This is a genomic window from Synechococcus sp. RC10A2 (assembly GCF_047502605.1).
In genome coordinates, this window is record NZ_JANSHP010000110.1 from 23988 (window position 1) to 36925 (window position 12938).

The window sequence follows — 12938 nt, forward strand, 5'->3', positions numbered from 1 at the left end:
TTTTGGGCATTCTAGAACTAGACGCTTGCAAGGGATCCGGGTATGGTTCGACTTTTGGTGGCAACTGCCGTAGTGCTGGTGGGCTTTCTGGTGGTGAACCGGCTCTACCGCAACCCGCTCAGTTCAGAGCCAAGTCCAGAGCAGGCCAGCCCAGAAGCCGCCCAGCAAGGGATCCCCCAGGGAGGGCCGCTGCAGATCTACCAATCGCGGGAACAGCTCCAGCAAACCCTCAACCAAGGGGCTACAGCTACCCAACAGCAGGTAGAAGCCCTCGAGCAGTCCTTGGGCAATTAGTTGTGGCGGGCAGGAGGAGATATCCCCCAAACGCGCTAAAGTCGAGAATGCTGCAATTTTTTACAGATCATCCATGCGGATCCCTCCTGTTCCTCCGGAAAAAGCCGACAAGCAACTGCAGAAGGTTTACGAAAGCCTAGAAAAAACCTATGGCACCGCCCTCAACCCGCTACAGGTAATGGCCCACAAGCCGCAGCTGATGCGGGCGGTGATGAACCTGTACGGAGCGCTGCACACCGACAACCCCAACCTGCCCGAGGAGCTAAAAGAGCTGGTCAGCATCCGCATTGCCCAGATCAACGGCTGCCGCCACTACTGCCTGCCCTACCACACCCTGCAGGCGCAAAAACACGGCGCCTCCCCGGCCAAAATTGCCGCGGTGGCCCAGGCCCGCACCAGCGCCCTCTACACCGAAGCCGAGAAGCTGGCCATCGAGTACGCCGAGCGCATGACCGTGCCCAGCATGGTGGTGACCGACAGCTTCTTTGCCCGCCTCAAAACCATTTGGTCAGACGAAGATCTGGTGGAGCTCTCGGCCTGGATTGGCTTTATGAACTTCTGGACCAAGGTCATCGCCGCTTTGGATGTGCCTCTGGATCCCATCTTTGCCGAGCAGCTCCAGGCTTCCTAGTTTCCCAGGTGCTGATGAAGGATGGAGGAACTCCCCTCTTTTGCCAAAAAAGGGGGCAGAAGGATAGACACCCTTCCATAAAGGCTGCTGCCTAGGCCCAGTCATCCCGTGTACTGAAGCTGCGGCCGTAGACCTGGCCGCGGGCGTGGATCTGGCGGGTGCGGGCAAACAGCTCCTCTTCGCTCAGGCCCCACTGTTCCAAGATCTGATCCAAATCCCGCTGCAGATCCCAGGCGCCGGGAAAGCCGTGGTAGCGGATGCGCAGACGGGCCACTTCGGCCAGCACCCAATCCGAGGGGGGGCTCTCCTGCACTTGGGCCATCAGCTCGTTGAGAAGAGCCCGATCGGTGTCGTATTGCGGATGCTGCTGCTCCCGTCGAGAGGAGCTGTTTGTAGGGGAACCAGCCATTGCTCTCCCTCCTTTTTTTCACGTTAGCTGAGTCATCAAGAGCTCCTCAATAGCAAGAATTGGGATCCCTGATGGCCCGAGAGCTCGAGGAACCGCGGGAAAGCCGCTATACTGCAAATGTTGCAGACCATAAACATTCTTCAGTTGCGGAGGCGGCGGCCATGCCCATGCCCATGATCGAGACCCGTACTGACCGGATGCTGCTCAACTTTGGGCCGCACCATCCTTCTATGCACGGGGTCTTGCGCCTGCTGGTCACCCTCGATGGCGAAAACATCGTCGACTGCGAGCCGGTGATTGGCTATCTGCACCGCGGCATGGAAAAAATTGCCGAAAACCGCACCGTGGTGCAGTACCTGCCCTACGTCTCCCGCTGGGACTACGGTGCCGGCATGTTCAACGAGGCCATCACCGTCAACGCCGTCGAGAAACTGGCTGGGATCCCGGTGCCCCGGCGGGCCAGCTACCTGCGGGTGATCATGTTGGAGCTGACCCGCATCACCAACCACCTGCTCTGGTTTGGCCCCTTCTTGGCCGACCTGGGCGCCCAAACCCCCTTCCTCTACGCCATGCGGGAGCGGGAGTGGATCTTGGATTTGTTTGAAGCCGTCACCGGCATGCGCCTCATCAACAACAACTACTTCCGCGTCGGGGGCGTGGCGGTGGATCTGCCCTACGGCTGGACGGAAAAATGCCTCGATTTTTGCGAGTACTTCCTGCCCAAGGTAGATGAGTACGAGCGGCTGGTTACCGACAACCCCATCTTCCGCCGGCGGCTGGAAGGGATAGGGGTCATCTCCAAGCAAGATGCCATCAACTGGGGCCTGTCTGGGCCCATGCTGCGGGCCTGCGGCGTCAACTGGGATCTGCGCAAGGTGGATCACTACGAGTGCTACGACGACTTCGACTGGGAGGTGGCGGTTTACCCAGAGGGGGATTGCCTGGCCCGCTATCGAGTGCGCATGAAGGAGATGCGCGAGTCCTGCAAAATTGTGCAGCAGGCGGTGAAGGCCCTGCCCGGTGGCCCCTTTGAAAATCTGGAAGCCAAGCGCATGCTGGAGGGGCCAAAGTCGGAGTGGAACAAGGGCGACTACCAGTTCATCAGCAAAAAGCCCTCGGCCAACTTCAAGATCCCCAAAGGAGAGGCCTACGTACGGGTGGAGAGCGCCAAAGGGGAGCTGGGCATTTACATCGTCGGCGACGACAACGTCTGTCCGTGGCGCTGGAAGATCCGTCCACCCGGCTTTGTCAACCTGCAGGTCTTGCCTCAGCTCATTCGCGGCATGAAGGTGGCCGACATGATCGCCATCTTGGGCAGCATCGACATCATTATGGGGGAGGTGGATCGCTAAGATACTCGTAGGAAAGGGAGGACAAGGGCGATGGCCTGGGCGATCTTGCTTCTGCCGCTCCTGATTGTCGTAACTATTGCCGCGATTATCGGTCCCAAGCAATGGGCCAAGTACCAAGAAGAAAGGCGCCGCCGCGCCGAAGAGTTATCCGACGCCCGCCTGCAGGCCATCATTCAGCAGGAGCTGCGCCGCCGCCACCGTCCCCCTCAGTCGGATCCCAACGGCAAAGCCTAGTTAGATCCACAGACTCCAGTGCCTTTTTTGACTCACCGTCTCTAGGGAGCCACTCAACCCCATGACAACCGCCGGCATTGACCTACAGCTTGGTTTTGAAACAGCCCTGCAAAACTTGGGCCTGAGCCCAGGCGCTGCCCACGCTTTGTGGGTACCTTTGCCCATGTTGCTCATGGTCATCGCCGCCACCTTAGGAGTGATGGTCATGACCTGGCTAGAGCGGAAGATCTCGGCGGCGGCCCAGCAGCGGATTGGCCCCAACATGGCCGGGCCACAGGGGGTACTGATCCCGATTGCCGATGGCATCAAGCTCTTGACGAAGGAAGATGTGCTGCCCAGCTTGGCCGACCCAGTTTTGTTCACGCTGGGGCCGATCCTGGTTTTCCTGCCGGTCTTTTTGTGTTATCTGGTGGTTCCCTTCGGCCAGAACCTATTGATCTCCAACATCGCCATCGGGGTGTTTTTCTTGATCGCCACCTCCAGCGTGCAGCCCATCGGCCTGTTGATGTCGGGCTACGGCTCCAACAACAAGTATTCTCTGCTGGGGGGGCTGCGGGCGGCGGCCCAGTCAATTAGCTACGAACTGCCCTTGGCCTTGTCGGTGCTGGCGGTGGTGCTGATGAGCAACGGCCTGGACACCGTGGGGATCGTGGAGCAGCAGAGTGGGCTGGGGATCCTCAGTTGGAACGTGTGGCGGCAGCCGATTGGCTTTGTCATTTTCCTGATCTCGGCGCTGGCGGAAACCGAACGGATCCCCTTTGATTTGCCGGAAGCCGAAGAGGAGCTGGTGGCCGGCTACCAGACGGAGTACTCCGGCATGAAATTTGCCCTGTTTTACCTGGGATCCTACGCCAACTTGCTGCTGGCCTCTCTCATTGCGGCGGTGTTGTACTTGGGCGGCTGGTCGTTTGTGGTGCCGGTGGAAACAATTGCCGCCTGGCTCGGGATCCCGTTGGACAACCCCTTTTTGCAGATCGGCGCGGCGGTGTTGGGCATTCTCATGACGATGGTCAAGGCTTTTATCTTTGTGTTTTTGGCCATCCTCTTGCGCTGGACCCTGCCGCGGGTGCGCATTGACCAGCTGTTGGATTTGGGGTGGAAATTTCTGCTGCCCGTCTCGTTTGTGAATTTGCTGTTGACGGCGGCTTTGAAACTTGCCTTCCCGAGCGTTTTCGGGGGTTGAATGAAAAGTAAAGAAAGCGAGAGAGGGAGAGGACAGGCCATGACTTTTCTCAAGCGCGTTGGCGAATACGTAAGCGATGCCTTCAAAGCAGCCAAGTACATCGGTCAGGGGATGGGAGTGGTCTTCGACCATATGAACCGCCGGCCTGTAACTGTCCAGTATCCCTTTGAGAAGCTGATCCCCTCTGAGCGCTTTCGGGGACGCATTCACTTTGAGTTCGATAAGTGCATTGCCTGCGAGATCTGTGTTCGGGTTTGCCCCATCGACCTGCCGGTGGTGGACTGGGTCTACAACACCGAGCTGAAGAAGAAAGAGCTCTACAGTTACAGCATCGATTTTGGGGTGTGCATTTTCTGCGCCAATTGCGTGGAGTTTTGCCCCACCAACTGCCTCTCGGTTACCGAAGACTATGAACTGGCCACCTACGACCGCCACGAGCTGAACTACCACCAGGTGGCGCTGGGCCGCTTGCCTTCCAAGGTCACGGAAGACCCGATGGTGACGCCGCTGCGGGAGTTTGCCTATCTGCCCAAGGGGGTGATCGATCCCCACGAGCTGCCTGCCGGATCTCAGCGGGCCGGTAAACGACCCGAAGAGATTTTGGCGGAAATGCGCGCTGCCAAGGCAGCCAAAGAGAAGGAAGCCAAAGCTGCAGTGGAGTAGTCGGAACAGCCAACGGCCTAGATTGCTGGTGGAGAGACCCATCCCTAGGGGCAAAGAGAGTGTGAACTTACCCGCAGATTCCCCTGAGGCGGCTAACCCGCTAAAGGCTTGGGCGACAATTCCGCTCCTGCGAACTGTTTGCGAAGTGTTATGGTAAAGCGAATGGAAGCAGTTGACTGGGAGCAACGTTCAAACAGTTTCATCATAGGGTTCGGAAGAAAAAGAACAGGCAGCCGCCCCCTCTTACTAGGAAGGAGGCTAGAAGCACGGAGGCTAGCGAAGAACGCTGGCTGCAACTAGGGTTGTAGGTAGCCATCGCAAATCTCTAACAAGAAAACGAAATTAAGAGCCAAAGCTGCTTGCAAGGTTTGCCAACCCCCCTTCAGGGAAACCGAAAGGCAGGGTCACCCATATGGTAGGTACCCAAAGGGACATCAAAACCCGGCGGCAGGGCAACTGCTAAGTCTCCAGGGGAAGAAACGGCAGAAATACCCATAGCATCCTCACATTTCAAAAGGGTAGCCTTCCACGCCTGAGCAACCTTGAGCCAAAGGAAAACCAATCGCCTAAACACAGACAAAAGCTAGTTTACGGGAATGCTAGGTCCAAGGTTGAAATAAGTCGTGCTGCCAGGGTTAGTTGTGTTGTCGAAGGTGCTAAGGGTGATGGTTCCCACTGTGATGGGCGCTGGGGAAGGGACAGCAGGGGTGATACGAACCTGACCGCCAAAGGGAAGGATAAACGGAGCCGGGAAGGTGACGACATCCCCAGACACCGATGTGGAAGTGGCAATAACTGTGCCGTCTGCCTGAGTAATAGTTACCGTTGCAGCTGCAGGTAAGCTAGGGATTGTGATCCTTGGGCCAGAAGGTATGGGCGTGGGTGTAGGCGTCGGGGTGGAAGGAGGCGTCGGCCTAAGTGTGGGCACGGGTGTAGGTGTCGGGGTGGGAGAAGGCGTTGGCTCAGGTGTGGGTGTGAAGAGTCCCACAGCAACTCTCTCAGCAAAGTTCCCCTGGAAGGCATTGCCGGCTAGGTAGGCTGCAATCACCACATCTGGGGTGCCGGGGGCCGCTTGAATTGCTATCCCTCTGCCCTCGCCCCGAGCCAGAAATGTATTTCCAGAAAGGGTACGGGCTTGTGTTCCTTGCAAGATGCGAATGCCGACGCTCCCGGCTATCCCACCCACGCCGATCCTGTTGGATTGAATGGATGGAATTGAGCCTGCCCCATCCAGTTGAATCCCGGTAGTGCCGCTCCTACCTGCTTGCCGAGCCTGCAGCACTAAGCCAGCCCCAGCGGTAGGTGGATCCCCTTCGATTTGGTTGTTGCGGAAGATCCCGCCGGAGTTGTCGCTGTAGCGAACAGCCAAAGTCCCTAAAGCTTGTAAGAGAATCGTGTTGTTCTCGAGGGTTGGGTTACTTCCTGGTGTTGTGCCTATGCCCACCCCGCCTGTTTTGCTAACGATTGACGAAATGCCGCTGACTCGACTGTTTCCGGAGATCTGCACACAGGGATCCAAAAATTGCTGGCAAAAAATCTGGGCCAATTGGTTGAAAGCTCCCTCCAAAACGGCAGCGTTGCCGTTGACCAAGATGTTGGAGCGGGGGTCGTTGAGGGTAACCTTGCTCGGCTGAAAGGTGCCACCGTTGACCTGCACCCTTCCGCCTTCCAACACCACCTCCACCCCTTGCAGGCTGGTTTGGCTGGCTACGATCACGTCGAACAACCCGGCCAGGATCTCATAAGCTGTGGAGCTGGTAATCCGAATCCGCCCGCCATTGGTGCCGTCGCCCCCATCCAAGGCCAGATCCTTCTCTAGCCTCTCCTTGCCCGCCCCCAAAATCTGGATCAGCACCTCTAGCCCCTCTGTGGCATTTTGCAGCCGCTGCGCCTGTGCCACAGCATCGGCCAGCTTGGTAAAGGGGCCCTTGGCTGGATCCACTTGCAGGATGACGGGCCCACCACCTGGCGATGGTGGGGGAGGAGAGTTGCCCGTGCCTCCTCCTCCACAGCCGAAAGCGATCCCTGCCAACAGAGTCAGCAAGAGGGAACCGGTTCGCCAGCTAGATCGGGATACTTGGCCGTCTGTGGAAAGGGGGCCTTTCATCGGTGGAAAATCCTTGGCAAGTCCCTATCGGTCAAGCCTATCAGAACTGCGGATACCTAGAGCCCGGATGAACCCCTGGGATCCAATTCTCTCAAGCAGAGCCTCCCAAAAGGGATCCCTGCCCTATTGAACTTGGCAGAGGATCCGCAATCAGTACAGTTAAAATTTCTTCGAGAAATTTGGAGTTCTAGGGGGGCTGCCCCAAGTAACTCGACAGGGGGTTGCTGAAGGAAGGGTTGCCGGCCAACCACGACCTGCAACAATGGCAAGCAGACCAGGGTAGACGCTGAGCCGCTATATCCTGAGAACGGGTCCAGATAGGGTTACAGGTCAGCCATGTCCTCTTTCGTTCGCTCGGTTGCGCCGCAGCAGCTAGCTGCCCGCCTGAGGGATCCCGAGGCTGGCCCTCTGCAACTCATCGATGTGCGGGAACCGGCCGAGTTGGAGTTGGCCAATCTCAGTGCCCTCGGGTTTCGCAACTACCCCTTGAGCCAGTACCAAGAGTGGCGCGAGCAAATCTTGAGGGAGCTCGATCCCCATTGTCCAACCTTTGTCCTCTGCCACCACGGCATCCGCTCTGCCCAAGTGAGCCAGTGGCTGCTGGCCAACGGCTTCAGCCAGGTCTACAACATCAGCGGCGGCATCCACGCCTGGGCTCTTGAGGTGGATCCCAGCCTGCCCACTTATTGAGCTTCTACAGCGTCAGGGATCCCACCTTTTGTTCTAACAACTGGGCCAGATCTTGCAAGAAGGCCGCCGCGTGGGCGCCGTAAATAACGCGGTGGTCGCAGGTGAGGTTGACCTGCATCTGGGAGCGGATGGCGATGGCTTTTTCTGGTGTGGCCACCACGGTGGGGCGAGCAGCGCCGACGGCCAAAATAGCTCCTTGGTTGGGAGGCAGGATGGCGTCGAAGCGATCCACCCCAAACATGCCCAGGTTGGAGAGGGTAAAGGTGCCGCTGTTGTACTCCTCCGGCTGCAGTTGCTTGCGCCGCGCCCGCTCCACCAGATCCTTCCAGCGGCGGGAGATCTCGTAGAGATCGGTCCGGTTGGCCTGCTTGAGCACAGGGGTGATCAGGCCGCCGTCTTCCATGGCCACCGCCACGGCAATGTTGATCTCGGCTTTGTAGTGGATCCCGTTTTCCGTGTAGCTGGCGTTGAGGAGGGGATGCTTTTCTAGGGTCAGGGCCACCGCTTTCACCAAAAGGGCCGTCAGGGTTACCCCTTTGGGCTTCACCTGTTGGTAAAGCTGATCCAGGCTGTCGGTGGTGATGGTGTAGCCGACGTGGAACACCGGCACGCCCAAGCTGGCGTTCATGTTGCGCACCACCGCCGCCTGCAACGTGCTCAAGGGAACCACTTCTCCCGACGGGGCAGCCGCAGAGACAGGGGGGGGAGCTGCCGCTTGCGTAGAGGCGGCCTGAGCTGCAGCCCGCTCCACATCTTCGGCCACGATGCGCCCACCAGGGCCGGAGCCGCGCACCGTGCGCAGGTCGATCCCCAGGCTTTCTGCCAATTTTTTCGCCCGTGGGGAAGCCAGGATCCGCTGGGATCCGGCCCCGTTGGAGCCAGTTGGAAGGGTGGGGGTGGGGATCGCCGCAGGGACAGGGGTTGGCTGTTGAACTGTGGGGGTGGGGACTGCAGTAGGTGCAGTTGCCGGTAGAGCACCCTTAGAGAGGGCCTTGGCTCGCTCTTGGGCCTCGGCCACCTCCGCTTCGGTTTCGGCAATGAGGGCGATGGGGGCGCCCACCGGCGCCGATTCCCCTGCTGGGATGAGGATGCTGGCCAGAATGCCGCTGTGGAAGGACTCCACGTCCATGTCCGCCTTGTCCGACTCCACCACCAGGATGTTTTCCCCTTTCTCCACCCGGTCGCCGGGGTTTTTCAGCCAGGCGACGATCTTGCCCGTTTCCATGGTGGAGCTGAGGGCCGGCATGGAGAGTTCGTGGATCATGGCGGGGATGGCAACACAGCAGAGAAGATTGTAACCCAGCAGACGGGATCCCGGCGCCGCCCCCTGGGCCTATCGGCCAGCTTCTGCCTCGGCCACCACCAACAGGGTTTTCAGCAGGGAATCGGGGTTGAGGCTGATGGAGTCGATCCCCTGCTGCACCAGGAAGCGGGCAAAGTCGGGGTAGTCGCTGGGGGCTTGTCCACAGATGCCGATCTTGCGCCCGTGGCTTTTCACCGTCTGGATTACCTGGGCGATCAGCCGCTTAACGGCCTCGTGGCGCTCGTCAAAAAGATGGGCCACCAGGGCGGAGTCGCGATCCAACCCCAGGGTAAGCTGGGTGAGGTCGTTGGAGCCGATGGAAAAGCCGTCGAAGATCTGGCAGAACTCGTCGGCCAGGATGACGTTGCTGGGCAGCTCGCACATGACGTACACCTGCAGGCCGTTTTCCCCCCGCACCAGGCCGTGGCGGGCCATCTCCTCCAGCACCCTGTGTCCCTCTTCGGGGGTGCGGCAGAAGGGGATCATCAAGATGACGTTGGCCAGGCCCATCTCGTCCCGCACCCGTTTCATGGCCCGGCACTCCAGCGCAAAGCCGTCGCGGTAGCGGGGATCGGTGTAGCGGGAGGCCCCCCGCCAGCCAATCATGGGGTTTTCCTCATGGGGCTCGTAGCGAGATCCGCCCAGCAGGTGGGCGTATTCGTTGCTCTTGAAGTCCGATAGCCGCACGATCACCGGCTTGGGGTAGAAGGCAGCGGCGATGGTGGCCACTCCCTGGGCCAGCTTGTCCACAAAGTACTCCGGCTTGTCAGGGTACTGGGCGGTGAGCTCCGCCAGGCGCGGCTCCTCCTTGACCGCCTCCTCGTAGTGAACCAACGCTAGAGGGTGCACCTGGATGTGGTTGGCGATGATGAACTCCAGCCGCGCCAGACCCACGCCATCGCAAGGGATCTCGCTGAGGCCAAAGGCTTTTTCCGGGTTGCCCACGTTCATCATCAGTTGGGTGCGGGGGCGGGGCAGCTCCTCGAGGGGGATCTCTGTAACTTCATAGGACAGCAAGCCAGGATAGACGCGCCCTTCCTCCCCTTCGGCGCAGGAGACGGTGATGGGATCGCCGGAGCGGAGTACTTGCGTGGCGCTGCCGCAGCCAACAATGGCCGGGATCCCCAGCTCGCGGGCGATGATGGCCGCATGGCAGGTTCTGCCCCCCTGGTTGGTGACGATGGCGCTGGCCTTTTTCATGATCGGCTCCCAGTCGGGATCCGTTTTTTCGGTCACCAGCACCTCGCCGGCTTGGAACTGATCCGAGCGGCGCACATCCAAAATGACGCGGGCCGTGCCCTGGCCAATGGCCTCTCCCACCGCCCGTCCCCGCACCAGGGGTTCTGGGCGCGCCTGCGGCTGGGTAAAGCGATAGGTCTTGAGTCGGTTGGCCGCCTTTTGGGACTGCACCGTCTCGGGGCGGGCCTGGACGATGAACAGCTCGCCCGTGATCCCATCTTTGGCCCACTCGATGTCCATGGGGGTGAAGCGGCCCCGCAGCGCCGAGTAGTGCTCTTCGATGAGGCAGGCCCAGCGAGCCAGCTCCAGGATCTCGTCGTCCTTGAGGGCATATTGCCGGCGCAGGCTCTCGGGGACGGGTACGTTTTTGGTGGAACGGGATCCCTCCTCGTCGTAGACCAGCTTCAGGGCCTTGCTGCCCAGCTTGCGGGAGAGGATGGGCCGCCGCCCCTGCTGGAGGGTGGGCTTGAAGACCACGTACTCGTCGGGGTTGACGATCCCTTGCACCACGTTTTCCCCCAGCCCGTAGGCGGCGGTGATCAGCACCGCGTCTTTAAAGCCCGTTTCTGGGTCGATGGAGAACATCACCCCCGAGCAGGCCAAGTCCGAGCGCACCATCTTCTGCACCCCCACCGAGAGGGCCACCTGGAAGTGGTCGAAGCCCTTGATCTGGCGGTAGGAGATGGCCCGGTCGGTAAACAGGCTGGCAAAGCAGCGGTGGCAGGCCTGCAGCACCGCCTTGATCCCGTGCACGTTGAGGTAGGTCTCCTGCTGGCCGGCAAAGCTGGCATCCGGCAGGTCTTCGGCGGTGGCGCTGGAGCGCACCGCCACATCGGTATCGGGGCCGTAGCGCTCGCACAGCTCCTGGTAGGCCTTGGCAATGGCCTGCTCCAGCTCTGGGGGGAAAGGCGTCTGCAAAATCAAGGTGCGGGCGGCCTTGCCCCGCTCGCGCAGGTTCCGCACATCCTCGATATCGAGGTCTTTGAAGATCTCCCGCAGCTTCTCCTCGAGGCCGGCAGCGGCGATGAACTGGCGATAGGCATGGGCCGTGGTGGCAAACCCCAGGGGCACGCGGATCCCTTTGGGGGCTAGCTGCTGCAGCATTTCTCCCAAGGAGGCGTTTTTCCCGCCCACCTGGGCCACGTCCCGCAGCCCCACTTCGGTGAGGGGCACAACCAAGGGCGGCTCTGAGCCAAGCTGGCGTTGAGAGGGCTGTTGAAGTTGGGATCCCAGCGTTGCTCCATCCGACATGCTCTGTCTCCTTATGCCCATCAGACTCAAATGTGAACCACGGCTGCAATACTTACGTGCAGCCAAAAACCATCCCCCAGCCAGAATCTTGCCTGGCTTTGAGGGTCTATACCCTCACTGTACTGAGGGTTTTCCGCTGGTTAAAATCCCGGCGCAACCCCCTAGAAAAGGCTGAGAAGGGGTTGACACAAAGCCATCTCGCCAGGATCCATCTGAGAAGGTTGCCACAAATCTTCGACCTTTTTTATCTAATGCAAAAGTAACCGCTCTGCCACCATGTTTTCAAAGCAGCAGTTGGCGGCAACAGGGCAAATGGAAGGCCTCAGGGATCCGGTGGCAGCAATTCGCCAGGTAAGAGTGACGGAAAAACAGCAGGGCTTGCGGCTGGATCGGGGGTTGGCAGAACAACTGCCGGAGCTGTCGCGCTCGCGCCTGCAGCAGCTTATCCGCCAGGGCCAAGTTTGGCTGAACGGCCAGCCCTGCCTGGATAAGGATCGCCCCCTGCAGGCCGGGGATCAAATCGAGGTGCGGATCCCGCCGGCCACCCCCACCCCCTTGCAGCCGGAGCGGATCCCCTTAGATATCCTCTATGAAGATGAGGATCTGCTTGTCATCAACAAGCCGCGCGGCCTGGTGGTGCACCCGGCTCCTGGACATGCCAGCGGCACCCTAGTGCATGCGCTGCTGGCCCACTGTCCTCGCCTTTCTGGGATCAACGGCGAGCAGCGTCCGGGGATCGTCCATCGCCTCGACAAGGACACCACCGGCGCCCTGGTGATCGCCAAACACGATCAGGCCCACCAGCACCTGCAGGCTCAGATTCAAGCCAAGACCGCTCGGCGCATCTACCTAGGGGTGGTGTTTGGCCGGCCAGCCCAAAGCCAAGGTACCATCTCTGCCCCCATTGGCCGCCACCCGGTGGATCGCCAGAAGATGGCGGTTGTGCCCCCCGGCCAAGGGCGAGCGGCGGTAACCCACTGGCAGGTGCTGGAGCGCCTGGGCAACTACACCCTGATGCAGTTTGAGCTGGAGACCGGGCGCACCCATCAAATTCGGGTGCACGCCGCCCACCTGCGCCTGCCCATTGTCGGGGATCCCCTCTACACCCAGAGCAAAACCAGCCCCGTCAAACTCAGCGGCCAAGCTCTGCATGCCTGGAAGCTCTCCTTTGTCCACCCGCGCACCGGCCAGCCGCTGCAGGTTACCGCCCCTCTGCCGGAAGAGTTCGAGCGGCTGCTACGGCAGTTGCGCAGCCAGGCCGGCTAGGCAGCCTCAGAGGTCGCTCTCCGCTCTGTCTAGCCTGTCCAATTGGGGTTCATGCTGATCCCCGTCCCCAAGAAGTTTCAGCCTTCAGCAAATCTTTAGAGAAGTCGGAAGTATTTTTGCCAGGTGAGTTGTTTAGAATGCGCTCATCCTGGCCAAGGTAAGCAATGCTACGTCAGATAGAGCGGATCCTGAAGCTAGATATGCTGCTGCGCTCCGGACAGCGAAAGACAGCCGCTTCGCTGGCTGAGGCTTTGGAGGTAAGTAAACTACCCGACACCCGCGCTATGCGCAGGGTGCGGGCTTTATCCCAATCCCT

12 protein-coding genes are annotated in these 12938 nt (G+C 60.0%); 8 read left to right on the forward strand and 4 right to left on the reverse strand.

All coding sequences use genetic code 11. The features are described from left to right. Nucleotides 1-42 precede the first annotated feature (42 nt). Both NW848_RS15475 and NW848_RS15480 read left to right on the forward strand, forming a co-directional pair. Nucleotides 43-294 carry a hypothetical protein gene (locus tag NW848_RS15475; RefSeq protein WP_011429644.1) on the forward strand — a complete coding sequence of 84 codons (252 nt, stop codon included), beginning with the start codon at nucleotides 43-45 and terminating at the stop codon, nucleotides 292-294. Nucleotides 295-367: 73 nt separating this feature from the next. Continuing rightward, entirely contained in the window at nucleotides 368-925 is a 558-nt protein-coding gene (locus NW848_RS15480) for a carboxymuconolactone decarboxylase family protein (RefSeq protein ID WP_011429643.1), read from the forward strand. Nucleotides 926-1016: 91 nt separating this feature from the next. On the opposite strand, the gene NW848_RS15485 is transcribed toward NW848_RS15480, so the two are convergent. Then, entirely contained in the window at nucleotides 1017-1334 is a 318-nt protein-coding gene (locus NW848_RS15485) for a DUF3288 family protein (RefSeq protein ID WP_011429642.1), read from the reverse strand. Nucleotides 1335-1501: 167 nt separating this feature from the next. Between NW848_RS15485 and NW848_RS15490 the strand changes: the two genes are divergently transcribed. The 4 genes from NW848_RS15490 to ndhI all read left to right on the forward strand — a co-directional run bounded on the left by NW848_RS15490 (nucleotide 1502) and on the right by ndhI (nucleotide 4766). Next, complete coding sequence (locus tag NW848_RS15490) at nucleotides 1502-2686, forward strand: NAD(P)H-quinone oxidoreductase subunit H (protein WP_011429641.1); 1185 nt, start codon at nucleotides 1502-1504, stop codon at nucleotides 2684-2686. Nucleotides 2687-2716: 30 nt separating this feature from the next. Continuing rightward, nucleotides 2717-2920, forward strand: a complete 204-nt coding sequence (locus tag NW848_RS15495; protein ID WP_011429640.1) for a hypothetical protein — start codon at nucleotides 2717-2719, stop codon at nucleotides 2918-2920. Between the two features lie 61 nt (nucleotides 2921-2981). Further along, nucleotides 2982-4103: an NADH-quinone oxidoreductase subunit NuoH gene (gene nuoH / locus NW848_RS15500; protein WP_099884200.1), complete on the forward strand. Its 1122-nt coding sequence runs from the start codon at nucleotides 2982-2984 to the stop codon at nucleotides 4101-4103. Between the two features lie 39 nt (nucleotides 4104-4142). Then, a complete protein-coding gene (gene ndhI, locus NW848_RS15505; RefSeq protein WP_414402974.1) occupies nucleotides 4143-4766 on the forward strand; it encodes an NAD(P)H-quinone oxidoreductase subunit I in 624 nt (207 codons plus the stop codon). Nucleotides 4767-5349: 583 nt separating this feature from the next. On the opposite strand, the gene NW848_RS15510 is transcribed toward ndhI, so the two are convergent. Further along, nucleotides 5350-6810, reverse strand: coding sequence for a right-handed parallel beta-helix repeat-containing protein (locus NW848_RS15510; RefSeq protein ID WP_414511356.1), 1461 nt, complete (start codon nucleotides 6808-6810; stop codon nucleotides 5350-5352). A 399-nt stretch (nucleotides 6811-7209) separates the two neighbouring features. Between NW848_RS15510 and NW848_RS15515 the strand changes: the two genes are divergently transcribed. Next, nucleotides 7210-7563, forward strand: coding sequence for a rhodanese-like domain-containing protein (locus NW848_RS15515; RefSeq protein WP_099812372.1), 354 nt, complete (start codon nucleotides 7210-7212; stop codon nucleotides 7561-7563). A 4-nt stretch (nucleotides 7564-7567) separates the two neighbouring features. Here NW848_RS15515 and NW848_RS15520 read toward each other — a convergent pair whose 3' ends face one another. Both NW848_RS15520 and ppsA read right to left on the reverse strand, forming a co-directional pair. Beyond that, a complete protein-coding gene (locus tag NW848_RS15520; RefSeq protein ID WP_414508235.1) occupies nucleotides 7568-8827 on the reverse strand; it encodes a dihydrolipoamide acetyltransferase family protein in 1260 nt (419 codons plus the stop codon). Nucleotides 8828-8896: 69 nt separating this feature from the next. Then, nucleotides 8897-11356 (reverse strand): phosphoenolpyruvate synthase, encoded by a 2460-nt coding sequence (ppsA, locus tag NW848_RS15525; protein WP_414508236.1) that lies wholly within the window; start codon nucleotides 11354-11356, stop codon nucleotides 8897-8899. 276 nt (nucleotides 11357-11632) lie between these two features. Here ppsA and NW848_RS15530 point away from each other — a divergent pair, with 276 nt between their 5' ends. Then, nucleotides 11633-12622, forward strand: a complete 990-nt coding sequence (locus NW848_RS15530) for an RluA family pseudouridine synthase (protein WP_414508237.1) — start codon at nucleotides 11633-11635, stop codon at nucleotides 12620-12622. Nucleotides 12623-12938: the final 316 nt, after the last annotated feature.